Here is a 15667-nt window from a genome sequence, read left to right as displayed (position 1 = left end):
TGCGCGGCGGTCTGGCGTCCGGGTGAATCTGCTTACGGTCTGATCAACCTGGTAGCTGTCGCGCCTCTATCCCGTCAAGCAACGCATCAAGCAGCGCCATGGCCATCTCCACCGAATGCTGGGTGGACCAAACAAAGCCTCGACCTTCTTTGCCGGTGTGTTGAACCGCTTCGATAGCGGTGGTACGGGCGCACCTGAGGTACAGCAGAGCATGCACCAGGGCATCTTCAGCAGCGACACCAGCACGTACGCTGAACAAGGGCGGATGTTCCGGGCAACAGAGGACGGCGGTCTCGAGCGTTTCAATGAGGTGCAGGCTGGGGGGATCGGGGACAGGCTTTTTCATGGTCAACTCCGAGTGATGAAGGAGATGCCACGCATTCGTCGCCAAACAAAGGGTGGCAGCTGTACACGGGTTGGCGAACCGGAACACTCGGAAACCCGGCAGGGCCGAAACCCTCCCGCGCACAGCCGCCATAACACACGACGACCAACTAGATGCTTCACGAATGCTTGCCGGGTCGCCAAACCCGATCACCGATATTCAGTGACCGAGCGAGCCTAGTGCGAAGACCTTCCCCAGGCAAGCTATTGAAGTCGACAGATTGCGTAGGATATGTCCTAGGACCAGGCGCTGGCTAGTCTGCGGCCCCAAACTGCCGGCGAGGCTGGGCTATCAGTTGTGCGAAGTTGTAACAGCAGTCGAATCGCTTCATCGGTATCTGAATTATTTATCAACAAAAACAATGATATAGCGATGTAATTTAATCTGTTACATCAGAATATTCTTCCGATTGTCTCCTTGTTGAACACTCGTTTAGTATTGCCCCAGATCCACACCCCTCACGCTAACCAGAATAATTCGAGGCCCTCTATGATTACTCCGTCGTCATTGCTGTTCACGGTCGAAGCCGGCGTCGCCTGGATCACCCTCAACCGCCCTGAACAGCGCAATGCGCTGGACATCCCCAGCCTGAAAAAACTGCATGCCATGCTTGAAGACTGCAACGTCGACCCCGCCGTACGCGCGGTGGTGCTGACCGGTAGCGGGCGCAGTTTCTGCGCCGGGGCAGACCTGGCCGAGTGGGCGGAGGCCGAGGCGCGGGGCGCACTGGAAAGCTATGGCTGGACCGAGACCGCCCACGCCTTGATGCAACGCCTACACAGCCTCGACAAACCCACGATTGCTGCCATCAACGGCACTGCCGTAGGTGCCGGCATGGACCTGAGCCTGTGCTGCGACCTGCGCGTGGCAGCGGCCTCGGCACGTTTCAAGGCGGGTTACACGAGCATGGCCTACAACCCCGATGCTGGTGCCAGCTGGCACTTGCCGCGGTTGATCGGCAGTGAACAGGCCAAACGCCTGCTGTTTCTTGATGAGCTGTGGGGCGCTGAACGGGCACTGGCCGCGGGGTTGGTGAGTGAAGTGTGCGCCGATGAGCAACTGCCAGCAGTCGCTGCCGAGCTGGCCGGCCGTCTGGCCAATGGCCCGACCTTCGCCTTCGCCCAAACGAAGCGCCTGATCCATGACGGCGCGCAACGCACCCTGGGCGAACAACTGCAGGCCGAACTTGCTGCAGGCCTGCTGTGTGGGCGCAGCGAGGATGGCGCCGAAGCCTTACGCGCTGTGGCTGAAAAGCGTTCTGCAAAATTTCTTGGTAAATAACTACTTACAAGACCTTCTTCAGGAACATTCCATGAATTTCCAACTGACCCAAGAACAAGAAATGTTGGTGGAAGCAGTACGCAGTTTTGTCGCCAAAGAGTTGCTGCCCCACGAGGAGGCCGTTGACCGTGCTGACGAGGTGTCGCCGGAACTGGCCGCGCACATTCGTGGCAAAGCCATCGCCGCAGGTTTCTACGCCTTCAACATGCCCGAGGAAGTTGGCGGTGGTGGTCTTGATTACGTGTCTCAGGCGCTGATCGAACGCGAGCTGTCCAAGGTGTCCTGGGCTGTGCACGTGTTTGTCGCGCGCCCTTCGAAAATCCTCATGGCTTGCAAGGATGAGCAGATCAACGACTACCTGTTGCCATGCATCCAGGGTGAGAAGGTCGACTGCTTTGCCTTGACCGAACCGGGCGCCGGTTCTGACGCCAATGCCATCAAGACCCGTGCCGTGCGTGAAGGCGACAACTTCGTCCTCAACGGCAGTAAGCATTTCATCAGCCATGCCGGGCACGCCGATTTCGCCATCGTCTTCGCCGTGACCGACACCTATGAACACAACGGCAAGAAGCGCAACGCGGTAACCGCCTTCCTGGTCGACCGCGGCACCCCAGGCATGACCATCCGCCGTGGCCCCAAGTGCGTGAGCAACCGTGGCTACCACACCTACGAGATGTTCTTCGACGACTGCCGGGTCCCGGCTGGCAAGGTGTTGGGCGAAGTCGGCAAGGGCTGGGAAGTGGCCAATGCCTGGCTCACTGCCGGGCGGGTGATGGTCGCTGCCAACTGCGTCGGCCAGGCGCAGCGGGCCTTGGACGTCTCGCTGCAGTGGGCGGCGGACCGCAAACAGTTCGGGCAGCCGATCGGCACCTATCAAGGCGTGTCGTTCAAGCTTGCCGACATGGTCACGCAGATCCGCGCGGCTGAGCTGCTGACCTTGCACACAGCCTGGAAGATGGACCAGGGCAGCATGACCGACGGCGAGGCGGGAATGGCCAAGCTGTTTGCCAGCGAAGTGCTGGGCAAGGTCGCCGACGAAGCCGTGCAGATTTTCGGCGGCATGGGCCTGATGGATGAAAGCCCGGTTGAGCGGATCTGGCGCAACGCGCGGATCGAGCGGGTCTGGGAGGGCACCTCAGAGATTCAGCGGCACATCATTTCCCGCGAACTGCTGCGCCCCCTGTTGCGTTGATCGGCTCGGAGAACTCTTATGTCGCAATCGATTCGTGACAATCTCAAGCGCCTGCTGGCCCCGCGCCATCTGGCCTTCGTCGGCGGGCGCAGTATGGCTCGGGCGTTCAAACGCTGTGCCGAAGGTGGGTATCAGGGCCAGATGTGGCTGGTCAATCCGCAGCACGACACTATCGAGGGTGTTCCCTGCGTACGCAGTGTCAGCGAGCTGCCTTGCGGCCCGGACGCCGTGTTCATCGCCACCAATCGCGAGCTGACGCTGTCCTGCGTCGCCGAACTTGCCGCCATCGATGCTGGCGGGGCGATCTGCTATGCCTCGGGCTATGCCGAAGCCGGCGCCGAAGGTCAGGCACTGCAACAGCATCTGCTTCACGCCGCAGGCACCATGGCCTTGCTCGGCCCCAACTGCTATGGCTTGCTCGACTACCTGCACAACAGCGCCTTGTGGCCGGTAGCCCACGGCGGCAAGGCAGTGGACAAGGGTGTGGCGATCCTGACCCAGAGCGGCAACTTCGCCTACAACCTGTCCATGAGTGACCGCTCCTTGCCCGTGGCCTACATGGCCTCGGTCGGCAACCAGGCGCAATTGGGTATTGCCGAGCTGATGGATGTGCTGCTGGACGAGCCACGGGTGACCGCCATCGGCCTGCACCTTGAGGGGCTGAAGAATGTTCCCGGTTTCGCCCGTGCAGCGCACAAGGCGCTGGAGAAAGGCATCCCCATCATCGCCCTGAAAACCGGGGTGTCGCAGATTGGCGCCGAGCTGGCCTTGAGTCACACCAGCTCGCTGTCCGGCTCCGATGCGCTGTACGACAGCCTGTTCCAACGCTTGGGGGTGATCCGTGTCAGCGGCCCGGTGAGTTTTGCCGAAACCCTCAAGGCTGCCGCCTGTGGCAACCTGCCAAAGGGCCGCAGCCTGATCGCGCTGGCCTGTTCGGGCGGCGACGCCGGGTTGATTGCCGACTACGCCGAACGGAACGACCTTGGCTTGCCGAAACTCGATGACAGCCAGGTCCAAGCGTTGGCCGAGGTACTACCGGTCTATGCCAACCTGGTCAACCCGCTGGACTTCACCACGGCAATCTGGGGTGACGGCGCAGCGCTTGAGCACATGCTCGACAGCGCCTTGCGCAGTGATGCCGACGCGGCCATGCTGGTGCTCGACTACCCGGCTGAATTTACCGGTGAACGCAAAGAGTGCGAGCTGCTGCTTGAGCTGTACAGCGCCGCCCTCAAACGCCACGGCAAGATTGGCTTTGTCACCTCGGCCTTTCCCGAATTGCTTCCGGCCAGCGCCCGCGAGCACCTGCATGCCCACGGCATCGCGGCGCTGCAAGGCGTTGAGGACGGTTTGGCGGCCTGGGGGCGGATCGCCGCTTACCACAGTAACCGCCAAGTCTTGCTCGCATTGGGCGAGTCAGCCTTGCTGCCGCTGTGCCCGCAAGCACTGCACGGTGACAGCGAGCTGCTCAACGAGTGGGAGGCGAAACAGGCATTGCGTGCGTTCGGTTTGGCGGTTCCCTCAGGCGTCTTGAGCACACCCGATCAGGCGCTGCAGGCGGTCGAGGCGGTGGGCTATCCCGTGGTGCTCAAGGCCGTTAGCGCGCAATTACCACACAAGACCGAAGCCGGTGCCGTGGCGTTGAACCTGAGTGATAGCCAGGCGCTGGACGCGGCACTGCAACAGATGCGTGCACGCGTCGCCGCGTACGCGCCGCACGTACCGTTCGACCAGGTGCTGCTCGAACCCATGGCCAGCGCGCCGCTGGCCGAGCTGATCGTCGGCATCAAGCGTGAAAATGACTTCGGCCTCGCGCTGGTGATCGGTGCGGGCGGCATTCTGGTCGAGTTGCTCAAGGACAGTAAAACCTTGCTGCTGCCGACCACCGACGGTGCCATTCGTGCGGCCGTGCTCGGCTTGCGCAGCGCCAGCTTGCTGCAGGGCTTCCGCGGCCGTGAACACGCTGATCTTGAAGCGCTGGTCGCGGCAATTCGCGCGGTAGCCGACTACGCGTGCGAAAACGCGAGCCAGCTGGTGGAACTGGACGTCAACCCATTAATGGTCGGTGCGCACAGCACCACCGCCGTCGATGCGTTGATTCGCCTCGGCCAGGTGTAAGGAGAAGATCATGCACAACAGCCCATTGACCGGCGGCCAGGCCCTGGTCCGCCTATTGGCCAACTACGGGGTCGACACCGTGTTCGGCATTCCCGGGGTGCACACCCTGGAGCTGTACCGCGGCTTGCCCGGCAGCGGCATCCGTCACGTGCTTACCCGCCATGAGCAAGGCGCAGGCTTTATGGCTGATGGCTATGCCCGGGTGAGCGGCAAGCCCGGGGTGTGCTTTGTCATCACCGGTCCGGGTGTCACCAACGCTGCCACCGCAATCGGTCAGGCCTATGCTGACTCGATCCCGATGCTGGTGATTTCCAGCGTCAACCACACGGCGAGCCTGGGCAAAGGTTGGGGGTGCTTGCACGAGACTCAAGACCAGCGCGCCATGACCGCACCGATCACGGCGTTTTCCGCAGTGGCCTTGAGCGCTGAGGATTTGCCGGAGCTGGTTGCCCGCGCCTATGCCGTGTTTGACAGTGAGCGGCCACGCCCGGTGCACATTTCTGTGCCTCTGGATGTGCTGTCGGCGCCGGTCAAGCGTGACTGGAGCAATGAAGTCGCCCGGCGGCCCAGCCGTGGTCTGCCGGCCAGCAGTGTGCTGGAGCAGGCGGCGGCCAAACTGGCGGCGGCTAAACGGCCGATGATCATCGCCGGTGGCGGAGCGTTGCAGGCTGGCGATGCCCTGCAACAGTTGAGTGCCCGGTTGGCGGCTCCGGTGTTCACCAGCGTTGCCGGTAAAGGCCTGCTGGCCCCGCAAGCACCGCTCAATGCCGGTGCTAGCCTGTGCGTCGAACCCGGTTGGAAGCTGATCGCCGAAGCCGATGTGGTCCTGGCCGTGGGCACCGAGATGGCCGACACCGACTTCTGGCGTGAACGCCTGGAACTCAATGGCGAGCTGCTGCGGGTGGATATAGACCCACGCAAATTCAACGATTTCTATCCCTGTGCGCTGGCCTTGCAGGGCGATGCACGGCTAACCATCGGCGCCTTGCTGGAGCACTTGCCGGACATCACGCCTGATCCCGAGGCGGCTATTGCTTCGGTCTGTGCCTTGCGTCAGGCGGTCAAGGCCACGCATGGCCCGCTGCAGACCCTCCATCAGGCGATTCTCGACCGGGTGGCGGCCGAGCTGCCCGACAACGCCTTTATCAGCACCGACATGACCCAGCTGGCCTACACCGGCAACTATGCTTTTGCGAGCCGAGCGCCGCGCAGCTGGTTGCACCCGACCGGTTACGGCACCTTGGGCTACGGCTTGCCAGCAGGTATCGGCGGCATGTTTGCCACTGAGGATCGTCCGGGGTTGGTGCTGGTCGGCGACGGCGGCTTCCTTTACACCGCTCAGGAATTGGCTACTGCTGTCGAAGAGCTGGACCGGCCCTTGGTTGTGCTGTTGTGGAACAACGATGCCCTGGGGCAGATCCGCGACGACATGCTCAACCTGGATATCGAACCTATCGGCGTGCTGCCGCGCAACCCGGACTTTGCCGGGCTGGGCCGGGCGTTCGGTTGCACTGTCGCCCAGCCAGGCAGCCTCGATGAGCTGCAACAGGCGCTACGCGCAGGCTTTGCCCGTAACAGCGTGACCCTGATCGAGCTCAAGCACGCCTGTGCTCGCTGACGTCCCACTCTAATTCAGGAAGATTGCCATGCGCTTTTCCGATCTGACTCAACGTATTGCCGGTGACGGCGCCGCCGCCTGGGATATTCACTACCGAGCCCTGGAATTGCAGGCGCAAGGCCAGGACATTCTTCTGCTGTCGGTCGGTGATCCGGATTTCGACACCCCGGCGCCGATTGTTCAAGCCGCTATCGACAGCCTGCAAGGCGGCCATACGCATTATTCCGACGTGCGCGGCAAACTGGCCCTGCGCCAGGCCATCGCTCGCCGACACCAGCAACGCAGCGGCCAGGCAGTCAGTGCCGATCAGGTGACGGTGCTGGCCGGTGCGCAATGCGCGTTGTTTTGCGTCGCCCAGTGCCTGCTCAATCCTGGGGATGAGGTGATTGTCGCCGAGCCGATGTATGTCACCTACGAAGCGGTGTTCGGCGCTTGCGGGGCGACAGTGGTGCCGGTGCCGGTGCGCCCGGAGCACGGTTTTCGCGTGTGCCCCGAGGATGTCGCCGCGCGCATCAGCCCACGCACCCGCGCGCTGGCCTTGAACAGCCCGCACAACCCGTCGGGTGCAAGCTTGCCGCGCAGCACGTGGCAAGCCCTGGCTGAGCTGTGCATCGCTCATGACCTGTGGCTGATCTCCGATGAGGTCTACAGCGAACTGCTGTACGAAGGCGAGCACGTCAGCCCCGGCAGCCTGCCGGGTATGGCTGAACGCACGGCGACCCTCAACAGCCTGTCCAAGTCACATGCCATGACCGGTTGGCGAGTGGGCTGGGTGGTCGGCTCGACGGCCTTGGCCAGCCACCTGGAAAACCTTGCGCTGTGCATGCTCTATGGCTCGCCGGACTTTATCCAGGACGCCGCCGTGGTGGCCTTGGAACAACAACTGCCGGAACTGACGGCGATGCGCGAGGCGTATCGTCAGCGTCGCGACCTGGTCTGCGAATGCCTGGCCGATTGCCCGGGCCTGAAAGCGCTCAAACCCGATGGCGGCATGTTTGTCATGGTCGATATCCGCGAAACCGGCCTTAGCGCCCAGGCGTTCTCCAATCAATTGCTCGAGCGCCATGGCGTGTCGGTACTGGCCGGTGAAGCCTTCGGCCCCAGTGCCGCGGGGCACATCCGCCTGGGCCTGGTGCTGGGCAGCGAGCCGTTGCGTGAGGCGTGCCAGCGCATTGCGTGCTGCGCTGGCGAACTGATGGAGAGCAAAACCCATGCGTGAATACGCCCGCCTGTTTATTGATGGCAGCTGGCAAGTGCCGTCCGGACGCGGCATGGCCGAAGTGATTGATCCGGCTAGCGAAAGCGTTTGCGGCCGCGTTCCGCTGGGGGATGAACACGACGTCAACCGCGCGGTTGGCGCTGCACGCCAAGCCTTTGCCGACTGGTCGCGCACACCCTCCAGTGTACGGGCCGGTTACATCCGCGCCCTGGTGGGCCAATTGCAGTCGCGTGCCGAGGAAATGGCCAGCGTCATCACCGGCGAACTGGGCATGCCGGTGCAATGGTGCCGTAGCGTTCAGGTCGACGGGCCGATTGCGGGCCTTGAGCACTATGTCGAACTGGCCGGGCTGATGGATGAGGTGCGCGAAGTCGGCAATTCGCTGGTCTATCGCGAAGCGGTGGGTGTCTGCGCCTTCATCAACCCCTGGAACTACCCGTTGCACCAGTTGATCGGCAAGCTTGCTCCGGCGTTGGCGGCGGGCTGCACGGTGGTGGTCAAACCCAGCCAGGAAACGCCGCTGCATGCTTTTCTGCTGGCCGAAATGATCGAAGCCATTGGCTTGCCAGCGGGTGTGTTCAACCTGGTCAGTGGGCCGGGTTCGAAAGTCGGTGAAGCCTTGGCCCGGCATCCGCAGGTGGACATGGTCTCGTTCACCGGTTCGACCGGCGCCGGTGTGCGTGTGGCTCAGGCTGCGGCGCCGACGGTAAAACGGGTATGCCTGGAGCTGGGTGGCAAGTCACCGTTGCTGATTACCGCCGACGCTGACCTTGAAGCCGCCGTGCGTTATGGCGTGCAGGACGTGATGATCAACTCCGGGCAAACCTGCACGGCCTTGACGCGCATGTTGCTGCCCGCCAAGCGTTATGCCGAGGCGCTGGATATCGCCCTGGCGGAAACCCGCAGCCTGGTCATGGGCGACCCGCAAGACCCGCGCAGCTTTCTCGGACCGATGTGCTCGGCGGGGCAACGGCGCACCGTGCAGGACTACATCCACATTGGCCAGGAGGAGGGTGCGCGCCTGCTGTGTGGCGGCGAGACTGCACCGGGATTGGCGCACGGTTTCTATGTGCCGCCTACGCTGTTTGCCGACGTCGACAACCGCATGCGGATTGCCCAGGAGGAGATTTTCGGCCCGGTGTTGTGCCTGATCCCGTATGCCGATGAGGCCCAGGCGATTGCCTTGGCCAACGACTCACCGTTTGGTTTATCCAGCGCGGTCTGGGCGGCAGACCGTGAGCGGGCGTTACACCTGGGTCGGCAACTGCGCGCCGGGCAGTGTTTCGTCAATGGCGCCGCGTTCAACTACCAGGCGCCGTTCGGCGGCTACAAGCAGTCGGGCAATGGCCGTGAGTGGGGTGAGGAGGGCTTGGCCGAGTTTGTCGAGGTCAAGGCTGTCCAGCTGTAACTTCAGTGGTGCCGGGCAGGTTCAGGCCTGCTCGGCTTTTTCCGCAGGCGTGTCAAACGCCACAAACAACTGGTCAGCGGTAATCGCCCCCAGGTCCAGGCGCATGTTGGCCTCAAGCATGGCAAACAGTTGCGTGAAGACCTCGAACACCTTGCAGTGATCCTCCATACCCGAGAACGGGTTGTCGATCTTCTCGGCGATCAACGAGCTTTCCTGCACGGCGTCATACACCTCGCGCAAGGTGATCTCACTGGCCGGCCGAGCCAGGGTCAGGCCGCCGTGGGCGCCACGCCAGGATTTGAGGATGTTGGCCTTGACCATCAGCGAAACCAGGCTGCGCACGCGGGTGGGGTGAGTCTTGACCCATTTGGCGATGGTTTCGGTGCGCAGTTTTTGCGGCGCGTTGGCGGCCACGAACGACAGGATGTACGAGGCGGTGATCAAACGGGTCGACTGGCTCATGGTCTGCAGAATCCTTTGAACAATCCATTCTGAAAAGGGGCTTGGCAGCAGTGTGGGATTGAGTCTAATGTATTTGTCACGATGACAATTACAAATATTTGCAGCATCGATGCGTGCGAGGTCGGCTGAATCCTTTTCTTTGCGGTTCAACAGGGGCAATGCCATGAGCGATAACAACAACAAAATTACTCAAGCGATGCACGACAGCGGCTTGCCGCGTCGCGATTTTCTCAAGTACAGCGCCGCTGCGGCAGCGGTAGCCGGGGCTTTTTCCCTGGGATTGCCGATGCGTAGCTGGGCCGAGGAGGCTACGCCCAAAGCCGGCGGCGTGCTACGCATGGGCTTGGCCGGTGGCAGTACCACCGATTCGCGCGATCCGGGCACCTGGAGCGACACCTTCACCTTTGTCGGCTTTTCGGCGGTGTACAACACCCTCAGCGAAATCGACGTGGACGGCAGCGCCATTCCCGAACTGGCCGAGCGCTGGGCGTTCAGCCCCGATGCACGCATCTGGACCTTCACCCTGCGCAAGGGCGTGACGTTCCACAACGGCAAGACCCTCGATGCCGACGACGTGGTGGCTTCGATCCAGCACCACCTGGGCGATAAATCCACTTCGGCAGCCAAGACCGTACTCGGTGATGTGGCCCAGGTGCGTGCCCAAGGTGCCGATACGGTGGTGTTCGAGCTGCATTCGGGCAACGCTGATTTTGCCTACGTAGTGGCTGACTACCACTTGGCGATCCTGCCGGCCAAGGACGGCGTGATTGACTGGCAGGCAGGTGTCGGCACTGGCGGCTATCGCCTCAAGGGCTTTGAACCTGGCGTACGCATGGACCTGGAGCGCAGCCCGGATTACTGGAAGGCGGGCAGGGCGCATTTTGCCAGCGCCGAGTTGCTGGCCATCTCCGACGGCGCGGCACGGGTCAACGCCCTGGTCACCGGTCAGGTCGATGTGATCAACAAGGTCGACTTGAAAACCGTGGCCTTGCTCAAGCGCAACCCGAACCTGGCGATTGAGGAAACCAAAGGCGCCCAGCACTATACGTTCCCGATGCTGACCGACAGCACGCAGTTCCAGGACAACAACATCCGCTTGGCCCTCAAGCACGCCATCAACCGCGAAACCTTGCTCGCTTCGGTGCTCTACGGCTATGGCCAACTCGGTAACGATCACCCGATCCAGCCCGGCAGCCGCTTTATCAACACTGCGCTGGAGCAACGTAGCTATGACCCGGACAAGGCGCGTTTTTATCTGCGTCAGGCCGGTGTCGATTCGCTCAAGGTGCGCTTGCAAGCCTCCGATGCCGCCTACACCGGGGCGGTGGATGCTTCGGTGCTGTTCAAGGAGCAGGCGCGTCAGGCCGGTATCGACATCGACGTGGTGCGCGAGCCGGCCGACGGTTTTTTCAGCAATGTGTGGATGAAGCAACCGTTCACCACCTCGTTCTTCTACAGCAGCCTGACCGCCGACCGTATGTTCAGCATCGGCTACGCCAAGGGTGCCGCGTGGAACGAAACACACTGGGACAACCCTCGCTTCAACCAGTTGCTCACCGCCGCCCGTGGCGAGATGAACGCGCCGCTGCGCCAAGAGATGTACAACGAAATGCAGGCCCTGTGCCGTGACGATGGCGGGGCGATTGTGCCGCTGTTCGCCAGTTCCGTGGCCGCCCGCTCCAAGCGTGTCACCCATGGTGGAGTGACCGCGCCCTACGGCGAGCTGGACGGTCTGCGCCTGATCGAACGCTGGTGGCAGGCATAACCGCGCCAACGCATTAGCACCTTTCGTTGTGTCTGTTCGAGGAGCTGTCCGGTGAATAGTCTTTGCAAACTGCTTGCACAGCGCCTGGCCCTGGGTCTGTTGTCGCTGTTCGCGGTGTCGGTGATCATCTTTCTGGCGGTGGGCATGCTGCCTGGCGACGTCGCCGAGGCCATGCTCGGCCAGGCCGCTACACCGGAAACGGTAGCGGCGCTGCGTGCCCAACTGGGCCTGGATGTGCCGGCGCTGAGCCGCTTCGGCCACTGGGCCTGGCAATTGCTGCACGGGGATCTGGGCCTGTCGCTGGCCAACCAGCGGCCGATTGCTGAGCTGATTGCAGCACGCCTGGGTAATACCTTCACTCTGGCCCTTCTGGCCGCGCTGATCTCGGTGCCGGTGGCGCTGATCCTCGGCATGCTCGCGGCGCTGTACCGCAACAGCTGGTTCGACCGCCTGCTCAACACCAGTGCCCTGAGTGCCGTGTCGTTTCCGGAGTTCTTTGTCGCTTACATCCTGATCCTGGTGTTCGCAGTGAAGCTCAACTGGCTGCCAAGCATTTCCAACCTGGCGCCGGGGGCAAGTGTTGCTGAGGTACTCGAGCGTTCGCTGTTGCCGGTACTGACCCTGAGCCTGGTGGTCATCGCGCAGATGATGCGCATGACCCGCGCGGCGCTGATCAACCTGCTCGCCAGCCCCTACATCGAGATGGCCCGGCTCAAGGGCATCAGCCCGGCGCGGATCATCTTTCATCATGCCTTGCCCAACGCCCTGGCACCGATCATCAATGTGGTGGCGTTGAACCTGGCCTACCTGGTGGTCGGTGTGGTGGTGGTCGAGGTGGTGTTCGTCTATCCGGGGCTCGGGCAACTGCTGGTCGACTCGGTGGCCAAACGCGACATCCCCGTGGTGCAAGCCTGCAGCCTGATCTTTGCGGCCACCTACATCCTGCTCAATACCTCGGCCGACGTCCTGTCGATTGCCAGCAACCCACGCCTGATGCATCCGAAGGGGTAATCCATGAGCCTGATCAAATCAATGTGGCGGGCGCCGCTGAGCGCTCAGTTCGGCCTGCTGGTGATTCTTGTGTATGTGCTGGTGGCGGTGTTTGCCCCCGTGCTGGCACCGTTTGGCGAAACCGAGGTGGTCGGCGAAGGCTTTGCGCCTTGGGGCGGACAGTTCTTGCTGGGCACCGACAATCTTGGCCGCGACATGTTCAGCCGCCTGGTCTACGGCGCCCGCAACACCCTCGGCATCGCCTTCCTGACCACCGTGCTGGCGTTTGCCGTAGGTGGCTTCTGCGGTCTGGTGGCGGCTATCAAGGGCGGTTGGATCGATCAGGGCCTGTCGCGTGTAGTGGACATCCTCATGGCCATCCCGCAACTGATCTTTGCCTTGTTAATCCTCAGTGTGGTCGGCACCAACGCCACCTCACTGGTGCTGGTGATTGCCCTGCTCGATGCGACCCGGGTGTTTCGTCTGTCACGGGCGGTGGCGATGAACGTGGTGGTCCAGGACTTTGTCGAGGCCGCACGGCTGCGTGGCGAAGGGCTGTGGTGGCTGGTCAGCCGCGAAGTGCTGCCCAATGCCGCTGCCCCGTTGATCGCCGAGTTTGGCCTGCGCTTCTGCTTCGTTTTTCTGTTCATCAGTGCGCTGTCGTTCCTTGGCCTGGGCATTCAACCGCCCACCGCCGACTGGGGCAGCATGGTCCGTGACAACGCCGTGCTGATCACCTTCGGCGATATCAGCCCGCTGTTGCCCGCCTTGGCGGTCGCACTGATCACCGTCAGCGTCAACTTTGTCGTGGACTGGGTACTGCATAAATCCAGCGGCCTGAAGGAGTGCTGAACATGAATGGCATTATCAATCAACAGCCGCTGCTGGAAATCCGTGACCTGCGTATCGAAGGGCATTACGAAGATGCCTGGCATCCGTTGATCAAAGGTATCGATCTGACCTTGCAGCGCGGTGAGGTCCTGGGGTTGATCGGTGAGTCGGGGGCAGGCAAGTCGACGCTGGGCCTGGCCTCGATGGGCTATGTGCGCGATGGTTGCCGGATTACCGGTGGCTCTGTGCGCTTCGATGGCCAGGAACTGGTTGGCGCCGCTGCTCAGGCCTTACGTAAACTGCGTGGCTTGCGTATCGCCTATGTTGCGCAGAGCGCCGCCGCCTCGTTCAACCCCGCGCACCGCTTGATCGACCAGCACGTTGAAACGGCGGTTAAAAACGCTGGCATCGACCGCGCTCAGGCCGAAGCCGAAGCGGTCGCTCTGTATCGCGTACTGCAGTTGCCCAACCCTGAGCAGATTGGCCAGCGCTATCCACACCAGGTCTCAGGCGGCCAGTTGCAACGGGTGATGACTGCCATGGCCATGGCCTGCCACCCCGACCTGATCATCTTCGATGAGCCGACCACCGCGTTGGACGTCACCACCCAGATCGAAGTGCTGGCGGCGATTCGCAATGCGGTCAAGACCTATGGCAGTGCGGCGTTGTACATCAGCCATGACCTGGCGGTGGTGGCGCAGATGGCCGACCGCATCATGGTTTTGCGTCACGGCAAGTTGGTGGAGGAGGCCGACACCCGCAGCATGCTCGACGCACCTCAGCAGGACTACACCAAGTCGCTGTGGGCGGTGCGCAGTTTCCGTACCGAGCCCAAGCCGTGCCCGGAGCACACGCAACCCTTGCTGGAGGTGCGCCAGGCCTGTGCCAGTTATGGTCAACAGCCAGTGCTGCATGATGTTTCGCTCAAGCTCCATCGTGGCCAGACGCTGGCGGTGATCGGTGAGTCAGGCAGTGGCAAGAGCTCCACGGCGCGACTGATTACCGGCCTGCTGCCGCCGACGGCGGGGCAGGTGCTGTATGACGGCGACGCCTTGCCGGCTGATTTTCGCCGGCGCAGCAAGGAGCAGTTGCGCCGCATCCAGATGATCTACCAGATCCCCGACACGGCGCTGAACCCGCGCCAGCGCATCGTTGACATTATCGGTCGGCCGCTGACCTTCTACCTTGGCCTCAAAGGTCAGGCCATGCGCAAGCGGGTCGCCGAGTTGCTGGAGATGATTGAGCTGGACCCGGCGCAGTACATGGAGCGTCAGCCACGCGAGCTGTCTGGCGGGCAAAAGCAGCGGATCTGCATTGCCCGCGCGCTGGCGGCCGAACCGCAACTGATCATCTGCGACGAAGTGACTTCGGCGCTGGACCAATTGGTGGCCGAAGGTGTGCTCAAACTGCTCAACCGCATCCAGCAGCAACTGGGGGTGGCGTACCTGTTCATCACCCACGACGTCGCCACCGTGCGCGCCATCGCCGACGAAGTGCTGGTGATGCAGCGCGGGCGAGTGGTCGATCACGGCAGTCGCGATGCCATTTTCACCCCGCCGTACCGGGACTACACCGGCTTGCTGTTCTCTTCCGAGCCCGAGATGGACCCCGATTGGCTCGACCGGCTGCTGGCCGCACGCGCCGCGCCTTCTACCTTGCAACCTGTTTAAAAGGAACGCTTTGATGAACGTACTGATCGTCCATGCTCACCCCGAACCGCAATCGTTCACCGCTGCCCTGCGTGACCAGGCGGTGCAAACCTTCCGTGCCCAGGGCCATCAGGTGCAGGTCAGCGACCTGTATGCGATGAACTGGAACCCGGTGGCCAGTGCCGAAGACTTCAGCACCCGAGAAAACCCCGAGTACCTAGTCTATGCCCTTGAGCAACGCCTGGGCGTCAAGGGTGGTTCCATTGCCGCCGATATCCAGCAGGAGCTGGATAAGCTGCTGTGGGCTGACTTGGTGGTACTGAACTTCCCGATTTTCTGGTTCTCCGTGCCGGCCATGCTCAAGGGCTGGATTGACCGGGTGCTGGTGTCGGGCGTGTGTTATGGCGGCAAACGTTTCTACGACCAGGGTGGCCTGGCAGGGAAAAAGGCGCTGGTCACCGTCACCCTCGGCGGCCGTGAGCACATGTTTGGCGAAGGTGCGATTCATGGCCCGCTGCAAGACATGCTGCGACCGATTCTGCGTGGCACCCTGGCGTATGTCGGTTTTGAGGTGCTGGAGCCGTTTGTGGCCTGGCATGTGCCGTATATCAGTGATGAGGCGCGCAAAGATTTCCTGCATAGCTATCAGCAGCGTCTGGCGCAACTCTCGGACGATCAGCCCCTGCAGTTTCCACGCCTGTCACAGTTTGATGAGGCGTTGTACCCCCTGGCTTGATTCAGTTCGGTTA

At 62.3% G+C, this 15667-nt stretch carries 13 protein-coding genes; 11 read left to right on the top strand and 2 right to left on the bottom strand.

Translation table 11 applies throughout. The annotated features are described in order from the left end of the window. Positions 1–43 precede the first annotated feature (43 nt). Positions 44–346 (bottom strand): DUF6124 family protein, encoded by a 303-nt coding sequence (locus ACQRAX_RS04955; protein WP_412039161.1) that lies wholly within the window; start codon positions 344–346, stop codon positions 44–46. 528 nt (positions 347–874) lie between these two features. Here ACQRAX_RS04955 and ACQRAX_RS04950 point away from each other — a divergent pair. From ACQRAX_RS04950 to ACQRAX_RS04925, 6 genes are read left to right on the top strand one after another with little or no spacing between them, the layout of a single operon-like run. Continuing rightward, a complete protein-coding gene (locus ACQRAX_RS04950; RefSeq protein ID WP_412039162.1) occupies positions 875–1666 on the top strand; it encodes an enoyl-CoA hydratase/isomerase family protein in 792 nt (263 codons plus the stop codon). 31 nt (positions 1667–1697) lie between these two features. Continuing rightward, positions 1698–2858: an acyl-CoA dehydrogenase family protein gene (locus tag ACQRAX_RS04945; protein WP_412039163.1), complete on the top strand. Its 1161-nt coding sequence runs from the start codon at positions 1698–1700 to the stop codon at positions 2856–2858. An 18-nt stretch (positions 2859–2876) separates the two neighbouring features. After that, positions 2877–4976, top strand: a complete 2100-nt coding sequence (locus ACQRAX_RS04940; protein WP_412039164.1) for an acetate--CoA ligase family protein — start codon at positions 2877–2879, stop codon at positions 4974–4976. 10 nt (positions 4977–4986) lie between these two features. After that, positions 4987–6594, top strand: coding sequence for a 5-guanidino-2-oxopentanoate decarboxylase (locus tag ACQRAX_RS04935; protein WP_412039165.1), 1608 nt, complete (start codon positions 4987–4989; stop codon positions 6592–6594). Positions 6595–6622: 28 nt separating this feature from the next. Continuing rightward, the gene (locus ACQRAX_RS04930; RefSeq protein ID WP_412039166.1) at positions 6623–7813 is read left to right on the top strand and encodes a pyridoxal phosphate-dependent aminotransferase; all 1191 of its coding nucleotides are present in this window, start codon (positions 6623–6625) and stop codon (positions 7811–7813) included. Next, complete coding sequence (locus ACQRAX_RS04925) at positions 7806–9221, top strand: aldehyde dehydrogenase family protein (RefSeq protein ID WP_412039167.1); 1416 nt, start codon at positions 7806–7808, stop codon at positions 9219–9221. The genes ACQRAX_RS04930 and ACQRAX_RS04925 overlap by 8 nt, the downstream gene beginning before the upstream one ends. Positions 9222–9242: 21 nt before the next feature. On the opposite strand, the gene ACQRAX_RS04920 is transcribed toward ACQRAX_RS04925, so the two are convergent. Then, positions 9243–9683, bottom strand: coding sequence for an RrF2 family transcriptional regulator (locus ACQRAX_RS04920; protein ID WP_412039168.1), 441 nt, complete (start codon positions 9681–9683; stop codon positions 9243–9245). 163 nt (positions 9684–9846) lie between these two features. Here ACQRAX_RS04920 and ACQRAX_RS04915 point away from each other — a divergent pair, with 163 nt between their 5' ends. Genes ACQRAX_RS04915 through ACQRAX_RS04895 form a run of 5 tightly spaced genes read left to right on the top strand, consistent with a single transcriptional unit; the run spans position 9847 to position 15654 of the window. Then, positions 9847–11448 (top strand): ABC transporter substrate-binding protein, encoded by a 1602-nt coding sequence (locus ACQRAX_RS04915; protein ID WP_412039169.1) that lies wholly within the window; start codon positions 9847–9849, stop codon positions 11446–11448. Between the two features lie 51 nt (positions 11449–11499). Continuing rightward, positions 11500–12459, top strand: coding sequence for an ABC transporter permease (locus ACQRAX_RS04910; RefSeq protein ID WP_412039170.1), 960 nt, complete (start codon positions 11500–11502; stop codon positions 12457–12459). 3 nt (positions 12460–12462) lie between these two features. Further along, positions 12463–13290, top strand: a complete 828-nt coding sequence (locus ACQRAX_RS04905; RefSeq protein ID WP_412039171.1) for an ABC transporter permease — start codon at positions 12463–12465, stop codon at positions 13288–13290. 2 nt (positions 13291–13292) lie between these two features. Continuing rightward, positions 13293–14939, top strand: coding sequence for an ABC transporter ATP-binding protein (locus ACQRAX_RS04900; protein ID WP_412039172.1), 1647 nt, complete (start codon positions 13293–13295; stop codon positions 14937–14939). Positions 14940–14952: 13 nt separating this feature from the next. Continuing rightward, positions 14953–15654 (top strand): NAD(P)H-dependent oxidoreductase, encoded by a 702-nt coding sequence (locus ACQRAX_RS04895; RefSeq protein WP_412039173.1) that lies wholly within the window; start codon positions 14953–14955, stop codon positions 15652–15654. The last annotated feature ends 13 nt before the right edge of the window (positions 15655–15667 follow it).

Source organism: Pseudomonas sp. UM16, assembly GCF_050312595.1.
Classification (GTDB): Bacteria; Pseudomonadota; Gammaproteobacteria; order Pseudomonadales; family Pseudomonadaceae; genus Aquipseudomonas.
Note: the sequence above shows the minus strand (reverse complement) of the source record. Positions and strands in the feature narration are given on the sequence as shown.

What these genes read in the sequence shown, in the direction of transcription:
- ACQRAX_RS04955 (WP_412039161.1), bottom strand. Translation starts at nt 346, where the DNA reads ATGAAAAAGCCTGTCCCCGATCCCCCCAGCCTGCACCTCATTGAAACG.
- ACQRAX_RS04950 (WP_412039162.1), top strand. Translation starts at nt 875, where the DNA reads ATGATTACTCCGTCGTCATTGCTGTTCACGGTCGAAGCCGGCGTCGCC.
- ACQRAX_RS04945 (WP_412039163.1), top strand. Translation starts at nt 1,698, where the DNA reads ATGAATTTCCAACTGACCCAAGAACAAGAAATGTTGGTGGAAGCAGTA.
- ACQRAX_RS04940 (WP_412039164.1), top strand. Translation starts at nt 2,877, where the DNA reads ATGTCGCAATCGATTCGTGACAATCTCAAGCGCCTGCTGGCCCCGCGC.
- ACQRAX_RS04935 (WP_412039165.1), top strand. Translation starts at nt 4,987, where the DNA reads ATGCACAACAGCCCATTGACCGGCGGCCAGGCCCTGGTCCGCCTATTG.
- ACQRAX_RS04930 (WP_412039166.1), top strand. Translation starts at nt 6,623, where the DNA reads ATGCGCTTTTCCGATCTGACTCAACGTATTGCCGGTGACGGCGCCGCC.
- ACQRAX_RS04925 (WP_412039167.1), top strand. Translation starts at nt 7,806, where the DNA reads ATGCGTGAATACGCCCGCCTGTTTATTGATGGCAGCTGGCAAGTGCCG.
- ACQRAX_RS04920 (WP_412039168.1), bottom strand. Translation starts at nt 9,683, where the DNA reads ATGAGCCAGTCGACCCGTTTGATCACCGCCTCGTACATCCTGTCGTTC.
- ACQRAX_RS04915 (WP_412039169.1), top strand. Translation starts at nt 9,847, where the DNA reads ATGAGCGATAACAACAACAAAATTACTCAAGCGATGCACGACAGCGGC.
- ACQRAX_RS04905 (WP_412039171.1), top strand. Translation starts at nt 12,463, where the DNA reads ATGAGCCTGATCAAATCAATGTGGCGGGCGCCGCTGAGCGCTCAGTTC.
- ACQRAX_RS04900 (WP_412039172.1), top strand. Translation starts at nt 13,293, where the DNA reads ATGAATGGCATTATCAATCAACAGCCGCTGCTGGAAATCCGTGACCTG.
- ACQRAX_RS04895 (WP_412039173.1), top strand. Translation starts at nt 14,953, where the DNA reads ATGAACGTACTGATCGTCCATGCTCACCCCGAACCGCAATCGTTCACC.